We start from the raw sequence: 13606 nt of genomic DNA, 5'->3' as shown, positions 1-13606 counted from the left end.
TTTTCTCTTCAACCGAACCGGCTGTTTGTGTGAAGTGATTCACATCTGCCGTGTCAGTGGGAGCGCATTATAGGGATCCCATTTTTTTGCACAAGCCTTTTTTCGATCTTTTTTTCTGAATGGTGATTTTTCACCCTTTTCGCCGTGTAATTGCGCGATTTGCTCAATTTTCACCGTTTTCAGGGGTTGCAGAGCGAGATAAAAGCCACCAAAGTCTTCTTACGCTCCCGTATTTTTGAGGTCAACATGTCTGCTCACCTGCGTCCCTATAAAACATTTTTCCCGCAAATCGGTCTTCGCGTCATGATTGACGCATCCAGTGTCGTCATCGGTGATGTCAGAATTGCCGATGACGTCAGCGTCTGGCCTCTGGTCGCCATTCGCGGCGACGTCAATTTCGTGTCGATAGGTCAACGTAGCAATATTCAGGACGGCAGCGTTCTACACGTGACCCATAGATCCTCTTACAAGCCTGAGGGAAATCCACTGATCATTGGAGAGGATGTGACGATTGGTCACAAAGTGATGCTGCACGGCTGCACTATCGGCAACCGCGTGCTGGTTGGTATGGGTTCGATCTTGTTAGATGGTGTCGTGGTTGGTGATGACGTCATGATTGGCGCGGGAAGTCTGGTGCCGCAGAATAAACAGCTTGAAAGCGGCTTCCTTTACTTTGGCAATCCGGTCAAACAGATCCGCCCCCTGACAGAGGCGGAGCGGGAAGGCCTAAAATATTCAGCAAATAACTATGTGAAATGGAAAGATGAATATCTGGATCAGGAGAGCCAGACCCAACCCTGAGCATCCTCCTGATTATCGCGGATCAATGCCTCAGCCTCTTCCTCAAGATCCCAACGATGTTCCCGGAATGCGGCCAGCCACTGCGCTGGCCCCTCTGCGCCAAAACGCTGCTGCAGGATCTGCCCTGAAATTACGCAGGTTAATTGCATCCCATTCACCAGCGCGGGAAAAACCACGCCCTGCCGTTCGGCATCCCATGATTCCCGATCGGGAAACTGAATCGCCTGATTCATGCATTCAGTTCCTGTTGCAGCTTTTCTATAACCGGGGTGATAGCCGGCAGGACGCCGTGCCATAGCAGAACAGCATGGGCGGCTTGCGCCACCAGCATTCCCAGCCCGTCAGCGCAGTGGGTTGCGCCATGCTGCTGGCACCACTGAAGAAATGGCGTCGCCCCTTTCTGGTAAAACATGTCATAGCAATACACGTCGGGGTTAACAACAGACTCCGGGATAGCCGGCACATCACCCTCTATCCCACTGGATGTTGCATTGACGATCAGATCGAAAGTTTCCCCGGCTAAGGTATCCATTTCCCGGGCGCTGACGCTGCCGGTATGGGCGAAGAGCGTGGCTAACTCATGGGCACGAGCATAGGTGCGATTGACGATCGTCACAGCGCACCCCAGCGACAGCAGCGGCAGTAGTACCCCACGCGATGCGCCACCGGCACCGATAAGCAGGATCCGCTGGCGTGGCTTAATGAATCCCAGACGCTCCAGATCGCTCAGAAGACCAATACCGTCCGTGTTGTCGCCCAGCAAACGCCCATCTTCCAGACGTTTCAGGGTATTCACCGCTCCCGCCAGCGCAGCGCGTTCTGTCAGTTCATCCGCGCGCGCAAAGGCTTCTTCTTTGAAAGGAACGGTAACGTTGGCGCCCTTTCCTCCTTCCGCAAAAAACTGATTCAGAGAAGAGACAAAATCGTCCAGCGGCGCCAGCACACGTCCATAAGGATGGGTAATCCCTAACTGGCGGGCAAAAAGGTGGTGAATAGAAGGCGACTTGCTGTGCGCAATCGGATTACCAAAAACAGCGTAGGTTTCCATGATTCACCCCTGGCGGAACAGTTCACCCGTCAGGGCATCACGTATTTCAGATGGATTTTGACGTCCGCCCGTAGCGCCATCCACGACCGGGAAGCTGTCACCAAACTGAGCACGGACCTCTGCGGTAGTGCGGCAAGGCGGTTGACCGGTGAGATTGGCGCTCGTCGAGACCAGCGGTTTTCCGTAGGCTTCGCACAATTCAATCACCAGCGGATGGTTGGTTACGCGTACGGCCAGCGAATCAAAACGACCCGTCAGCCAGCGTGGCGTTTCAGGACGAGCCGGGAATACAAACGTCACCGGTCCTGGCCAGCAGGAAAAGATTGCTGCCCGCTGCGAGTCACTTAACCGAGAATCATCAATATAGGGCTTCAGCTGCTCAAAGCTAGCGGCGATAAGGATCAATCCCTTCTCAACAGGACGCTGCTTCAGCTCCAGCAGACGCATAACGGCCGTTTCGCTGTCAGGGTCGCAGCCGACGCCAAAAACAGCTTCCGTGGGATAGGCGATGACATGTTCATTATTCAGGACCGCCACGGCATGGGCGACGGCTTCTGAGGGCAGGTTATTGTTCACTGATTTATTCCGCCGGGATCGGCTTTCCACATTGTTTACTGGCACAGAAGCGTCTGAGCCCCTGCGCCGTCTTCTTTTCTATTAACAGCGGGTAATGGCATTCAGGGCATTCGCCCGCCACCGGTTTAAAATTGATAACGAACTGGCAATCAGGATAGCGATCGCAGGAGTGAAAGGTTTTACCGAAACGGGAACGACGCTGGACCAGATGGCCTTGTCCGCACTGCGGGCAAGCAATAGCCGTCTCATCTGGTTTATCAATTAGCTCGGTATGTTCGCATTCCGGATAGCGGCTACAGCCAATGAACATCCCAAAACGCCCCTGGCGTAGCACCATAACCGCGCCGCACGATGGGCATGCTTGCCCCTCCAGCACCTTAACGACATGCCCGTCCGCCTGACTTTTCAGGGGACGGATATAGTCACAGTCCGGATAATGCGAACAGCCGAGAAACGGGCCATGTTTCCCGGAACGGATCACCAGTTCAGCCCCGCACTGCGGGCAGGGCTCATTTTTACGCACCGAAAACAGTGCTGATTTGGTCATAACAACTCGATGTTGCTGCAAAAAGATTAATGCAGCATACCTTCATTTACTTCGAAGAGTAATTCTTCCATTTGCTGATAGGCGTTTTCACAGCCCGGAATATTGAACAGTACCATCAGGATGACCCATTTCAGGTCCTCCAGCTCAAATTCTGCCGTATCCAGCGCCAGTACGCGCTCTATCACCATTTCTCGCGTTTCGAGGTTCAACACCTGAATCTGCTCGAGGAAGAGTAAAAATCCCCGGCAACTGGCATCCAGACGCTGGCACTCCTCTTCGGTATATACCCGAAGCGACAGTGGGTCGGAAGCGAGCTGCATGGGTTCAACGAGACCTTCCTGATAATCAGCCAGTTTCTCGAGCCACATTAACGCGTTATAGATATCTTCCCGCTCAAAACCTGCGTCGGTAAGATCCCGCGTCAGTTTGTCCTGATCCACGCGCATTTCTGCTTCGCTATGGATGTAAGTTTCAAACAAATACATGAGTACGTCGAACATGGCTTGCCCTCCTTAATCGGACATAGCCGCCGGGTACAGCTGCGATCCAGCCTGCTAACTCCAGTTCAAGTAGCTGAGCTACGGTTACTGGCACAGATTGGCCGGCACGTTCAGCGACAACGTCAACAGGTGTTACCTCATCTCCTACGTTAGCCAGGAGCTCCGGAAATGGCAATGCTACAGACGGCTGATCGGCGCAATTATTTATCGAATCAGACGTATCAGTTAGCCAGGTCAGCTCGTTGTGCCAGTATTCCACAATATCCTCTGGCGAGGTCACCGGCACCGCGCCTTGCTTAATTAACCAGTGTGGGCCTTCCGATCCCGGATTGCCTATCGGCCCAGGCAGGGCAAACACATCCCTTCCCTGCTCCAGAGCACAGCGGACGGTAACCAGCGAGCCGCTTCGCAATGCCGCCTCAACCACCAACACGCCCAGGCTCAAGCCGCTGATAATCCGGTTGCGCCTGGGGAAATGCGCGGGAAGCGGCGGCGTTATTAGTGGAAATTCAGACACCAGCGCACCGCCATTATCGATGATCTGCTGGGCGAGGCTTGCATGGCGTCGCGGATAAACCTTACCCAGTCCGTTGCCCAGTACCGCGATGGTTTTGCCCTCGGCCGCGAGCGCGCCGCGATGCGCTACGCCATCAATGCCTAACGCCAACCCACTGGTGATAGTCATTCCTTTACGCGCCAACGTTTCGCTGAACAGCTTCCCCCAGCGAGCGCCATACCAGGAATGCAGGCGACTACCAATAACGGCAAGCTGCGCGCTGTGAAGCAGAGCGGGATCGCCGCTGACCAACAACGCACCGGGGTAATCAGCGATGGCCCTTAGCCGAAACGGAAAGCGCGGATCGTCGGCCCGTAACAGATGATGTTCCGGGTGCTCCAGCCAGCGCCGCGTCTCATCAAGCTCACGCCCGTCAAGCCGAAAAAATAACATTGCTTGCGCCGCGGACATCCCGACAGCATGCAGCGCTTCACGATCAACGCTGGCGGCTGCGCATAAGCGCTGTGCGATCTTCAGCATTCTGTCGCCATACAAGTTACTGACCTTCATCAGCCGCAGCCAAATCTCGTCGGGCGTCATCCTTACCCCCTGCCATAAGCGGTATTGACAATCTTTGCGATTGGACAGTGAGACTGTCAATTGCAGGGTGTTTTGTCTAGAATAGAGCTAATAATCTTATCAACTCCTGAATACGACTCTGGAACTTTATGGCAGTTTTGCAAGTGTTACATATTCCGGACGAGCGCCTTCGCAAAGTCGCCGAGCCGGTCAAAGAAGTGAATGCGGAAATTCAGCGTATCGTCGATGATATGTTCGACACCATGTACGCTGAGGAGGGCATTGGTCTGGCCGCGACCCAGGTCGATATCCATCAGCGCATTATCGTTATTGATGTGTCGGAAAATCGTGAAGAGCAGCTGGTGTTAATCAACCCGGAGCTGCTGGAAAAAGATGGCGAAACGGGCATTGAAGAAGGCTGCCTGTCGATTCCGGAACAGCGCGCCCTGGTGCCGCGTGCGGAAAAAGTGAAGATCCGAGCGCTGGATCGCGACGGTAAGCCATTTGAACTGGAGGCCGATGGCCTGCTGGCTATCTGTATTCAGCATGAGATGGATCATCTGGTCGGCAAACTGTTTATTGATTATCTGTCACCGCTCAAACAACAGCGCATTCGTCAGAAGGTTGAGAAACTGGATCGTTTACGTTCCCGTGCCTGATAACAAGGAATACCGTGTCACAATCACTACGTATCATTTTCGCCGGCACCCCCGATTTTGCAGCGCGTCATCTTGACGCGCTGTTGTCGTCTGAACATCAGGTTGTTGGCGTATTCACTCAGCCAGACCGTCCTGCTGGCCGCGGCAAAAAATTGATGCCGAGCCCGGTAAAGGTGCTGGCTGAAGCCCATAACTTACCTGTATTCCAGCCATCTTCCCTGCGTCCGCTGGACAACCAACAATTAGTCGCCGATCTCGGCGCCGATATCATGGTGGTGGTGGCGTACGGTTTGATTCTCCCGAAAGCGGTGCTGGAGATGCCCCGTCTGGGCTGCATCAACGTTCACGGCTCCCTGCTACCGCGCTGGCGTGGCGCAGCGCCGATCCAGCGTTCGCTGTGGGCCGGGGATAGCGAAACAGGCGTAACCATCATGCAGATGGACGTCGGCCTTGATACGGGTGATATGCTGTATAAGCTTTCCTGCCCCATTACCGCAGAGGATACCAGCGGCAGCCTGTACGATAAGCTGGCCGAGCTCGGCCCTCAAGGTCTGCTGGCAACCTTAGCCCAGCTGGCCAACGGCACCGCACAGCCTGAAGTACAGGATGAATCGCTGGTGTGCCACGCCGAGAAGCTGAGTAAAGAAGAAGCTCGCATCGACTGGTCGCTTTCTGCCGCACAGCTGGAGCGCTGCATCCGCGCCTTTAATCCGTGGCCAATGAGTTGGCTGGAAATTGACGGGCAGCCGCTAAAAGTGTGGCGGGCATCGGTCATTGCCGAAGCTGCGCATGCCGAACCGGGTACTATCGTGGCAGCAACCAAACAGGGTATCCAGGTCGCCACGGGCGATGGGATCCTCAGTCTGGAGTCACTACAGCCTGCGGGTAAAAAAGCGATGAGCGCCCAGGATTTACTCAATTCCCGCCGGGAGTGGTTTACTCCTGGCACCCGTCTCGCCTGACGGTCGTCTCTTCTGAAGCCCGGGTTCGCCGGGCATTTTTATTTTTGCGCTTATGAAAAAGAATATAAATTTACGCAGCCTGGCCGCCCAGGCTATCGAGCAAGTCGTTGAAAAAGGTCAGTCTTTAAGCAACGTCCTGCCCCCTCTACAGCAAAAAGTCAGCGATAAAGACAAAGCGCTGCTGCAGGAGCTGTGTTTTGGCGTACTGCGTACGCTCAGCCAGCTGGAGTGGCTTATCAGCAAGCTGATGGCGCGTCCGATGACCGGCAAACAGCGCACCGTGCACTTTCTGATTATGGTTGGGCTCTATCAGTTACTCTACACCCGCATCCCTCCGCACGCCGCGCTGGCTGAAACGGTAGAAGGCGCGGTGGCGATTAAGCGCCCGCAGCTTAAAGGGCTGATCAATGGGGTGTTACGCCAGTTTCAGCGCCAGCAGGAAGAGCTACTGGCAGAATTCGCCGGGCAGGAAAACCGCTACCTTCATCCCAAATGGCTGCTGAAGCGTCTGCAGCAGGCCTGGCCGCAACAATGGCAGGAGATCGTCGATGCGAACAACCAGCGCCCGCCGATGTGGCTGCGCGTTAACCGCAACCATCATTCCCGAGACGAATGGCTTGCTCTGCTTAAAGAGGCTGGCTTAGAGGGCTTCACCCACCCTGACTATCCCGACGCCGTGCGTCTGGCCACCCCTGCCCCGGTCCATGCGTTGCCGGGTTTTGCCGAAGGATGGGTAACCGTTCAGGATGCCTCGGCCCAGGGCTGCATGCGCTATCTGCAGCCGGAAAACGGCGAGCGCATTCTCGATCTCTGCGCCGCGCCGGGCGGCAAGACGACGCATATTCTGGAAGTCGCTCCCCAGGCTGAGGTCATGGCGGTGGACATTGATGAACAGCGTCTTTCCCGCGTCTATGACAACCTGAAACGGCTGGGCATGAAAGCCGAAGTCAAACAGGGCGATGGTCGCTTCCCTGAGCAGTGGTGTGGCAGCGAGCAGTTCGATCGTATTCTGCTGGATGCCCCCTGTTCCGCCACCGGCGTTATCCGCCGCCACCCGGATATCAAATGGCTGCGCCGGGATCGGGATATCGGCGATTTAGCCCAGCTGCAGGCCGAGATCCTCAATGCCATCTGGGGGCATCTGAAGCCAGGCGGCACGTTGGTTTACGCTACCTGTTCTATTCTGCCGGAAGAGAATAGTCAGCAAATTGCCGCGTTCCTCGCGCGGACCCCGGATGCAGAGCTTCACGCAACCGGTACGCCGGCAAGCCCGGGACAGCAAAATCTGCCGGGTGCGGAAGAAGGCGATGGCTTCTTTTACGCTAAGCTAATCAAACGTCGGAACTAATGGATCACTGCAGATGAAGATTATTATTCTGGGCGCCGGCCAGGTCGGCGGCACGCTGGCGGAGAACCTCGTCGGCGAGAACAATGATATTACGCTGGTTGATACCAATGGCGACCGTCTGCGCAGCCTGCAGGATAAGTTCGACCTGCGTGTCGTCCAGGGGCACGGTTCTCACCCCCGCGTACTGCGCGAGGCAGGAGCCGATGATGCCGATATGCTGGTGGCGGTCACCAGTTCGGATGAAACCAACATGGTGGCCTGTCAGGTCGCCTATTCATTATTCAATACGCCAAACCGTATAGCCCGTATTCGTGCGCCTGATTACGTCCGCGATGCGGAAAAGCTCTTCAATTCTGAAGCTGTGCCCATCGATCACTTAATCGCTCCGGAACAGCTGGTCATCGACAATATTCATCGCCTGATAGAATATCCCGGCGCGCTGCAGGTCGTGAACTTCGCCGAAGGTAAAGTCAGCCTCGCCGTGGTGAAAGCCTATTACGGTGGTCCGCTGGTGGGGAATGCGTTGTCCACCATGCGCGAGCATATGCCGCATATCGATACGCGCGTGGCCGCCATTTTCCGCCACGATCGCCCCATCCGCCCACAGGGTTCGACGATTGTCGAGGCCGGCGATGAAGTCTTCTTTATTGCCGCCTCGCAGCATATTCGCGCGGTCATGAGCGAACTCCAGCGTCTGGAGAAACCTTACAAACGCATCATGTTGGTCGGCGGCGGCAATATTGGCGCGGGCCTGGCCCATAAGCTGGAAAAAGACTACAGCGTTAAGCTTATCGAGCGCAATCAGCAGCGAGCCGCTGAGCTGGCAGAAAAACTGCAGCATACTATCGTCTTCTACGGTGATGCATCGGATCAGGAGCTGCTGGCCGAAGAGCATATTGACCAGGTGGACCTGTTTATTGCCATCACTAACGATGACGAAGCAAACATCATGTCTGCGATGCTGGCCAAGCGAATGGGGGCCAAAAAAGTGATGGTGCTGATCCAGCGCAGAGCCTATGTGGATCTGGTTCAGGGTAGCGTCATTGATATCGCGATATCGCCTCAGCAGGCCACGATTTCCGCCCTCCTCAGCCATGTCCGTAAGGCCGATATTGTCGGCGTCTCCTCCCTGCGCCGCGGCGTTGCGGAAGCGATCGAAGCAGTGGCACACGGCGATGAGAGCACCTCGCGGGTGGTCGGGCGGTCGATCGATGAGATCAAGCTTCCGCCAGGCACGATCATCGGCGCCGTCGTGCGCGGGAATGACGTGATGATCGCCAATAATAATCTGCGGATCGAGCAGGGCGATCATGTGATCATGTTTTTGACTGATAAAAAGTTTATTTCCGATGTAGAAAGGCTGTTCCAGCCAAGCCCCTTCTTCCTGTAATTCCCAGGGCGTCGAACAGGCGCCTTTTATTATCCCTTATTATTCAAAGGTTAATATTTTCCTGTAACGCTCTACGGGGAATGGCAAATGAAAATACATTTGTTAAACTTACAACGTCAGCTGGCTCAAGGAGAATAAAATGAGTTTTTTAAAAGAGTTTCGCGAATTCGCGATGCGCGGGAACGTTGTCGATTTGGCAGTGGGTGTGATCATCGGTGCAGCATTCGGTAAAATTGTTTCGTCGCTGGTCGCGGATATTATTATGCCGCCGCTCGGCCTGTTGATTGGCGGGATCGATTTTAAACAGTTTGCCGTCACGCTGCGCGATGCCCAGGGTGATGTACCGGCAGTGGTGATGCACTACGGGGTGTTTATTCAGAACGTTTTCGATTTCATCATCGTCGCATTTGCCATTTTCATGGCGATTAAACTGATGAATAAGTTAAATCGTAAGAAAGAAGAGGCTCCGGCGGCACCGCCAGCGCCCTCTAAAGAAGAAGTCCTGCTGAGCGAAATTCGCGATCTGCTGAAAGAACAAAACAACCGTTCTTAATCAGCAGTGAAAGCAGAAGGCCAGTGGTAAAAAAGCGATTCGCTTGCTTGCCACTGGCCTCCCGGTCATTCCTTGCTGCATGTTTATCTTTACGTTGATAGCTTCCTTTCCCTTTCTTATTCTTCTCTACGCGCTGCCTGAATAATGGATCGTGGAGAAGTGCCTCAATGGCGTTATCTTTAATTTGTCCTTTGGTATGCTGATAGCGACTCATAGTAACTCCAGTGGATGTGTGAATTCCGCGCGAGTGTAGATCCGCGCCCACAAAAAATCAACGCCCGGTATTGCCGTTGCTGGCGCCTTGCTCAAGGGCCTCGAGGATCGAACAGTAAACGCTGCTGTGAGCTGTGCCGCAGCACGCATCATTGAGCCGTTGCAGAGAGCGACGCATCGTTTGTAGCTCGTTGATCCGCGCCTCAACTTCGCTTAATCGCGCCTGAACGATCCCTTTCGACTCCTGACAGGTGTGATGCTCCGGATCGATACGGATCGACAATAATTCGCGGATCGCTTCCAGAGTAAAGCCCAGCTGACGGGCATAGCGAATAAAGCGCAAACGCTGAAGATCGTTATCCGAGTAAAGACGAAATCCCCCCTCAGTGCGCACATCATGATCCATCATTTGCTGTTTTTCATAATAACGGATGGTATCTGGCGTCACATCAGCCAGTTTTGCCAGCTCACCAATACGATACATATTCACTCCTGATTAATTTTGTGCAGCAACGCATCGGCGTACTCACCGCGTAAAAAGTCGGTGTTCAGTCCTGCCTGACGCAGCTTAAGCTCGAGCAGAGCAAGGCGCTTGCTGAGTTCGGCATGCCGCGGGTCGTCCTGACGGACCCCCTTAAGCAAGTCTGCCAGAGCCACCGCTTCTTTGCGCTGCTCCAGCTCCGGGGGAAGACACCCTGCATTCTTCAGAAGGCGATAGCCTGCCCGCAGCTCGGCCGGTACATGCGAATCGTCATCGAGCGTTAGCGGCACGCCGCTACCGGGTAAATTATCGAACTCGCCTTTGGTTTGGGCATCGAGGATATGGCGTTCTGCCCACTGATCCAGTAACCACATTCTACGGCTCCGGGGATGAACAAAAAGAGTACAGATATTGTAGTGAAGTGGGGATGGGGTAGATATAAAAAAACCCGCCGGGGCGGGTTTTTTTACGTTACTACAGATTACTCTGCAGCAGCTTCTGCTTTCGGCTCAGCACGATCAACCAGCTCGATGTATGCCATCGGCGCGTTGTCGCCTGCACGGAAGCCACACTTCAGAATGCGAGTGTAACCACCGGCGCGGCTCGCGAAACGCGGGCCCAGCTCGTTAAACAGTTTTGCCACGATCTCGTTATCACGAGTACGGGCGAATGCCAGACGACGATTAGCAACGCTATCAGTCTTGGCAAGAGTAATCAGCGGCTCAACTACGCGACGCAGTTCTTTCGCTTTCGGCAGGGTCGTCTTGATGATTTCATGACGAACCAGCGAACCTGCCATGTTACGGAACATAGCCTGGCGATGGCTGCTGTTGCGGTTCAGTTGACGACCACTCTTACGATGGCGCATGACCTTATCCTTCTCAGTAAAACCTTAACCTGTGATCCGGTTACTCGTCAGCAATGCTTGCTGGTGGCCAGTTTTCCAGGCGCATGCCCAGAGACAGTCCACGGGAAGCCAGCACGTCTTTAATCTCAGTAAGAGATTTTTTACCCAGGTTCGGCGTTTTCAGCAACTCAACCTCGGTACGCTGTACCAGATCACCGATATAGTGGATAGCTTCTGCCTTGAGGCAGTTAGCAGAGCGGACAGTCAATTCCAGATCGTCAACAGGGCGCAGCAGGATCGGATCGAATTCTGGTTTCTCTTCTTTCACTTCTGGCTGACGTACATCACGTAAGTCAACAAAAGCTTCCAGTTGTTCAGCCAGGATGGTTGCCGCACGACGAATCGCCTCTTCAGGATCGATTGTGCCGTTGGTTTCCATTTCGATGACCAGCTTGTCCAGGTCGGTACGCTGTTCTACACGCGCAGCTTCAACATTGTAGGCAATACGCTCTACAGGGCTGTAGCAGGCGTCGACCAGCAGACGGCCGATTGGGCGCTCATCTTCTTCCGAATGAATTCGGGCAGAAGCCGGCACATAACCGCGACCGCGCTGAACTTTGATACGCATGCTGATAGCAGCGTTCTCATCAGTCAGGTGGCAAATCACGTGCTGCGGCTTGACGATTTCGACATCACCGTCGTGGGTAATGTCGGCTGCGGTCACAGGGCCAATGCCAGATTTATTCAAAGTAAGGATGACTTCATCTTTACCCTGAACTCTCACCGCCAGCCCTTTCAGGTTGAGCAGGATTTCAAGGATGTCTTCCTGAACGCCTTCTTTGGTGCTGTACTCGTGCAGTACACCATCAATCTCAACCTCGGTCACCGCGCAACCCGGCATCGATGAGAGCAGAATACGGCGCAGTGCGTTACCCAGAGTATGGCCGAAGCCACGCTCTAAAGGCTCAAGGGTCACCTTGGCGTGCGTCGAACTCACTTGCTCGATATCGACCAGGCGCGGTTTTAGAAACTCTGTCACAGAACCCTGCATTGTGTCCTCTCTTTGGTACTAAGCTTTACTTGGAGTAAAGCTCGACGATCAGGTGTTCGTTAATGTCCGCAGACAGATCAGAACGCTCCGGCTGACGCTTGAACGTACCTTCCATCTTGCCAGCATCAACTTCCAGCCAGGTTGGCTTTTCACGCTGCTCAGCCAGCTCCAGAGCGGCTTTCACGCGAGATTGCTTTTTCGCTTTCTCACGAATGCTGACAACGTCATTCGCTTTAACCTGATAAGAAGCGATGTTAACAACACGACCGTTTACCATAATCGCTTTGTGGCTAACCAGCTGGCGTGCTTCAGCACGAGTGGCGCCGAAGCCCATACGGTATACAACGTTGTCCAGACGACCTTCCAGCAGAGCCAACAGGTTTTCACCGGTGTTGCCTTTCAGACGTGCTGCTTCTTTATAGTAGTTACGGAACTGACGCTCCAGCACACCGTACATACGGCGAACTTTTTGCTTTTCACGCAACTGCACACCATAGTCAGACAGACGCGGCTTACGCGCACCGTGCTGGCCAGGAGCTTGTTCAATTTTACACTTGGTATCGATCGCGCGAACGCCAGACTTAAGGAATAAGTCGGTGCCCTCACGACGGCTCAGCTTGAGCTTAGGACCCAAATATCTTGCCATTTTCTTTCTCCAACTAACCTGGAAAACGCAGCGTTATACGCGACGTTTTTTCGGCGGACGACAACCGTTATGAGGGATCGGAGTCACATCAGTAATATTAGTGATGCGGAAACCAGCGGCGTTCAGTGCACGAATGGTAGATTCGCGACCCGGACCCGGACCTTTGACCATAACTTCCAGATTCTTGATGCCGTATTCTTTTACGGCTTCTGCGCAACGCTCTGCTGCAACCTGAGCTGCGAACGGAGTGGATTTGCGAGAACCACGGAAACCGGAACCACCGGCTGTTGCCCAACCCAGTGCGTTACCCTGACGATCAGTAATGGTAACGATGGTGTTGTTAAAAGAAGCATGGATATGAGCCACGCCGTCAGAGACTTGTTTTCTTACACGCTTACGTGCACGAATTGGTGCCTTTGCCATTATTCAATCACCCCGATTATTTCTTGATCGGTTTACGCGGACCCTTACGGGTACGTGCGTTGGTCTTGGTACGCTGACCGCGAACCGGGAGACCACGACGATGACGCAAACCACGGTAGCAACCAAGGTCCATCAGACGCTTGATGCTCAGGGTGATTTCACGGCGCAGATCACCTTCAACGACAAATTTACCTACTGCTTCACGCAGAATATCAATTTGTTCTTCAGACAGCTCACTGATCTTAACATTTTCAGCGATGCCCGTTTCAGCGCAGATGGCTTTAGAACGGGTTTTGCCGATACCGAAAATAGCGGTTAAAGCGATTACGGTATGTTTGTGATCAGGAATGTTAATGCCTGCTATACGGGCCACTATGCACTCCTACTATTTAATATGTACGCACCATGCTGAAAAGCCCGTTTTCAGGATACTCAAATGGAAACGTACAGACATACAAAAGATTGGCTGGCTAATCTAGCCAGCTC

The 13606-nt window shown here is 53.9% G+C and carries 20 protein-coding genes; 6 read left to right on the top strand and 14 right to left on the bottom strand.

Annotation, left to right across the window (positions count from 1 at the left end; genetic code table 11):
• The first annotated feature begins 246 nt into the window (after positions 1-246).
• The gene (locus ABLV54_RS23415; protein WP_050534366.1) at positions 247-801 is read left to right on the top strand and encodes a gamma carbonic anhydrase family protein; all 555 of its coding nucleotides are present in this window, start codon (positions 247-249) and stop codon (positions 799-801) included.
• On the opposite strand, the gene ABLV54_RS23410 is transcribed toward ABLV54_RS23415, so the two are convergent.
• Genes ABLV54_RS23410 through dprA form a run of 6 tightly spaced genes read right to left on the bottom strand, consistent with a single transcriptional unit; the run spans position 777 to position 4568 of the window.
• Entirely contained in the window at positions 777-1034 is a 258-nt protein-coding gene (locus tag ABLV54_RS23410) for a DUF1488 domain-containing protein (RefSeq protein ID WP_048298473.1), read from the bottom strand. The genes ABLV54_RS23415 and ABLV54_RS23410 overlap by 25 nt on opposite strands.
• Entirely contained in the window at positions 1031-1849 is an 819-nt protein-coding gene (gene aroE, locus ABLV54_RS23405; protein WP_050534365.1) for a shikimate dehydrogenase, read from the bottom strand. The genes ABLV54_RS23410 and aroE overlap by 4 nt, the downstream gene beginning before the upstream one ends.
• A gap of 3 nt (positions 1850-1852) precedes the next feature.
• Complete coding sequence (tsaC, locus tag ABLV54_RS23400; protein ID WP_004206805.1) at positions 1853-2425, bottom strand: L-threonylcarbamoyladenylate synthase type 1 TsaC; 573 nt, start codon at positions 2423-2425, stop codon at positions 1853-1855.
• A 4-nt stretch (positions 2426-2429) separates the two neighbouring features.
• A complete protein-coding gene (locus ABLV54_RS23395; RefSeq protein ID WP_023291168.1) occupies positions 2430-2972 on the bottom strand; it encodes a type I DNA topoisomerase in 543 nt (180 codons plus the stop codon).
• Positions 2973-2998: 26 nt separating this feature from the next.
• The gene (smg, locus tag ABLV54_RS23390; protein WP_002919137.1) at positions 2999-3472 is read right to left on the bottom strand and encodes a DUF494 family protein Smg; all 474 of its coding nucleotides are present in this window, start codon (positions 3470-3472) and stop codon (positions 2999-3001) included.
• Positions 3444-4568, bottom strand: a complete 1125-nt coding sequence (gene dprA, locus ABLV54_RS23385; RefSeq protein ID WP_044524937.1) for a DNA-protecting protein DprA — start codon at positions 4566-4568, stop codon at positions 3444-3446. Before dprA ends, smg begins: the two co-directional genes overlap by 29 nt.
• Before the next feature lie 128 nt (positions 4569-4696).
• Here dprA and def point away from each other — a divergent pair, with 128 nt between their 5' ends.
• From def to mscL, 5 genes are all read left to right on the top strand, one after another.
• Positions 4697-5206: a peptide deformylase gene (gene def / locus ABLV54_RS23380; RefSeq protein WP_004206802.1), complete on the top strand. Its 510-nt coding sequence runs from the start codon at positions 4697-4699 to the stop codon at positions 5204-5206.
• A gap of 14 nt (positions 5207-5220) precedes the next feature.
• A complete protein-coding gene (fmt, locus tag ABLV54_RS23375; protein WP_050534364.1) occupies positions 5221-6168 on the top strand; it encodes a methionyl-tRNA formyltransferase in 948 nt (315 codons plus the stop codon).
• Between the two features lie 52 nt (positions 6169-6220).
• Positions 6221-7516 carry a 16S rRNA (cytosine(967)-C(5))-methyltransferase RsmB gene (gene rsmB, locus ABLV54_RS23370; RefSeq protein WP_023291170.1) on the top strand — a complete coding sequence of 432 codons (1296 nt, stop codon included), beginning with the start codon at positions 6221-6223 and terminating at the stop codon, positions 7514-7516.
• A 13-nt stretch (positions 7517-7529) separates the two neighbouring features.
• Positions 7530-8906 carry a Trk system potassium transporter TrkA gene (gene trkA, locus ABLV54_RS23365; protein WP_050534363.1) on the top strand — a complete coding sequence of 459 codons (1377 nt, stop codon included), beginning with the start codon at positions 7530-7532 and terminating at the stop codon, positions 8904-8906.
• 139 nt (positions 8907-9045) lie between these two features.
• Positions 9046-9459 (top strand): large-conductance mechanosensitive channel protein MscL, encoded by a 414-nt coding sequence (gene mscL, locus ABLV54_RS23360; protein WP_004145325.1) that lies wholly within the window; start codon positions 9046-9048, stop codon positions 9457-9459.
• On the opposite strand, the gene ABLV54_RS23355 is transcribed toward mscL, so the two are convergent.
• The 8 genes from ABLV54_RS23355 to rpsM form a co-directional block, all read right to left on the bottom strand.
• Positions 9395-9673: a ribosome alternative rescue factor ArfA gene (locus ABLV54_RS23355; protein WP_023291171.1), complete on the bottom strand. Its 279-nt coding sequence runs from the start codon at positions 9671-9673 to the stop codon at positions 9395-9397. The genes mscL and ABLV54_RS23355 overlap by 65 nt on opposite strands.
• A gap of 57 nt (positions 9674-9730) precedes the next feature.
• Entirely contained in the window at positions 9731-10156 is a 426-nt protein-coding gene (gene zntR / locus ABLV54_RS23350) for a Zn(2+)-responsive transcriptional regulator (RefSeq protein ID WP_023291172.1), read from the bottom strand.
• 2 nt (positions 10157-10158) lie between these two features.
• Positions 10159-10527, bottom strand: coding sequence for a DUF1992 domain-containing protein (locus ABLV54_RS23345; protein ID WP_032454201.1), 369 nt, complete (start codon positions 10525-10527; stop codon positions 10159-10161).
• A 107-nt stretch (positions 10528-10634) separates the two neighbouring features.
• Complete coding sequence (gene rplQ, locus ABLV54_RS23340; protein WP_002919206.1) at positions 10635-11021, bottom strand: 50S ribosomal protein L17; 387 nt, start codon at positions 11019-11021, stop codon at positions 10635-10637.
• Between the two features lie 40 nt (positions 11022-11061).
• Positions 11062-12051, bottom strand: coding sequence for a DNA-directed RNA polymerase subunit alpha (rpoA, locus tag ABLV54_RS23335; RefSeq protein ID WP_002919219.1), 990 nt, complete (start codon positions 12049-12051; stop codon positions 11062-11064).
• Between the two features lie 25 nt (positions 12052-12076).
• Positions 12077-12697, bottom strand: a complete 621-nt coding sequence (gene rpsD, locus ABLV54_RS23330; protein ID WP_002919224.1) for a 30S ribosomal protein S4 — start codon at positions 12695-12697, stop codon at positions 12077-12079.
• A 33-nt stretch (positions 12698-12730) separates the two neighbouring features.
• Positions 12731-13120, bottom strand: coding sequence for a 30S ribosomal protein S11 (rpsK, locus tag ABLV54_RS23325; RefSeq protein WP_002919257.1), 390 nt, complete (start codon positions 13118-13120; stop codon positions 12731-12733).
• A 16-nt stretch (positions 13121-13136) separates the two neighbouring features.
• Positions 13137-13493: a 30S ribosomal protein S13 gene (gene rpsM, locus ABLV54_RS23320; RefSeq protein WP_002919259.1), complete on the bottom strand. Its 357-nt coding sequence runs from the start codon at positions 13491-13493 to the stop codon at positions 13137-13139.
• Positions 13494-13606: the final 113 nt, after the last annotated feature.

Source organism: Klebsiella sp. JB_Kp042, from assembly GCF_040065275.1.
GTDB classification, from domain to species: domain Bacteria; phylum Pseudomonadota; class Gammaproteobacteria; order Enterobacterales; family Enterobacteriaceae; genus Klebsiella; species Klebsiella quasipneumoniae.
This window is presented reverse-complemented; position numbering and strand designations above follow the sequence as displayed.

Coding starts and splice junctions, on each gene's coding strand:
- ABLV54_RS23415 (WP_050534366.1), top strand. CDS start 247: ATGTCTGCTCACCTGCGTCCCTATAAAACATTTTTCCCGCAAATCGGT.
- ABLV54_RS23410 (WP_048298473.1), bottom strand. CDS start 1,034: ATGAATCAGGCGATTCAGTTTCCCGATCGGGAATCATGGGATGCCGAA.
- aroE (WP_050534365.1), bottom strand. CDS start 1,849: ATGGAAACCTACGCTGTTTTTGGTAATCCGATTGCGCACAGCAAGTCG.
- ABLV54_RS23395 (WP_023291168.1), bottom strand. CDS start 2,972: ATGACCAAATCAGCACTGTTTTCGGTGCGTAAAAATGAGCCCTGCCCG.
- smg (WP_002919137.1), bottom strand. CDS start 3,472: ATGTTCGACGTACTCATGTATTTGTTTGAAACTTACATCCATAGCGAA.
- dprA (WP_044524937.1), bottom strand. CDS start 4,568: ATGACGCCCGACGAGATTTGGCTGCGGCTGATGAAGGTCAGTAACTTG.
- def (WP_004206802.1), top strand. CDS start 4,697: ATGGCAGTTTTGCAAGTGTTACATATTCCGGACGAGCGCCTTCGCAAA.
- rsmB (WP_023291170.1), top strand. CDS start 6,221: ATGAAAAAGAATATAAATTTACGCAGCCTGGCCGCCCAGGCTATCGAG.
- trkA (WP_050534363.1), top strand. CDS start 7,530: ATGAAGATTATTATTCTGGGCGCCGGCCAGGTCGGCGGCACGCTGGCG.
- mscL (WP_004145325.1), top strand. CDS start 9,046: ATGAGTTTTTTAAAAGAGTTTCGCGAATTCGCGATGCGCGGGAACGTT.
- ABLV54_RS23355 (WP_023291171.1), bottom strand. CDS start 9,673: ATGAGTCGCTATCAGCATACCAAAGGACAAATTAAAGATAACGCCATT.
- zntR (WP_023291172.1), bottom strand. CDS start 10,156: ATGTATCGTATTGGTGAGCTGGCAAAACTGGCTGATGTGACGCCAGAT.
- ABLV54_RS23345 (WP_032454201.1), bottom strand. CDS start 10,527: ATGTGGTTACTGGATCAGTGGGCAGAACGCCATATCCTCGATGCCCAA.
- rplQ (WP_002919206.1), bottom strand. CDS start 11,021: ATGCGCCATCGTAAGAGTGGTCGTCAACTGAACCGCAACAGCAGCCAT.
- rpoA (WP_002919219.1), bottom strand. CDS start 12,051: ATGCAGGGTTCTGTGACAGAGTTTCTAAAACCGCGCCTGGTCGATATC.
- rpsD (WP_002919224.1), bottom strand. CDS start 12,697: ATGGCAAGATATTTGGGTCCTAAGCTCAAGCTGAGCCGTCGTGAGGGC.
- rpsK (WP_002919257.1), bottom strand. CDS start 13,120: ATGGCAAAGGCACCAATTCGTGCACGTAAGCGTGTAAGAAAACAAGTC.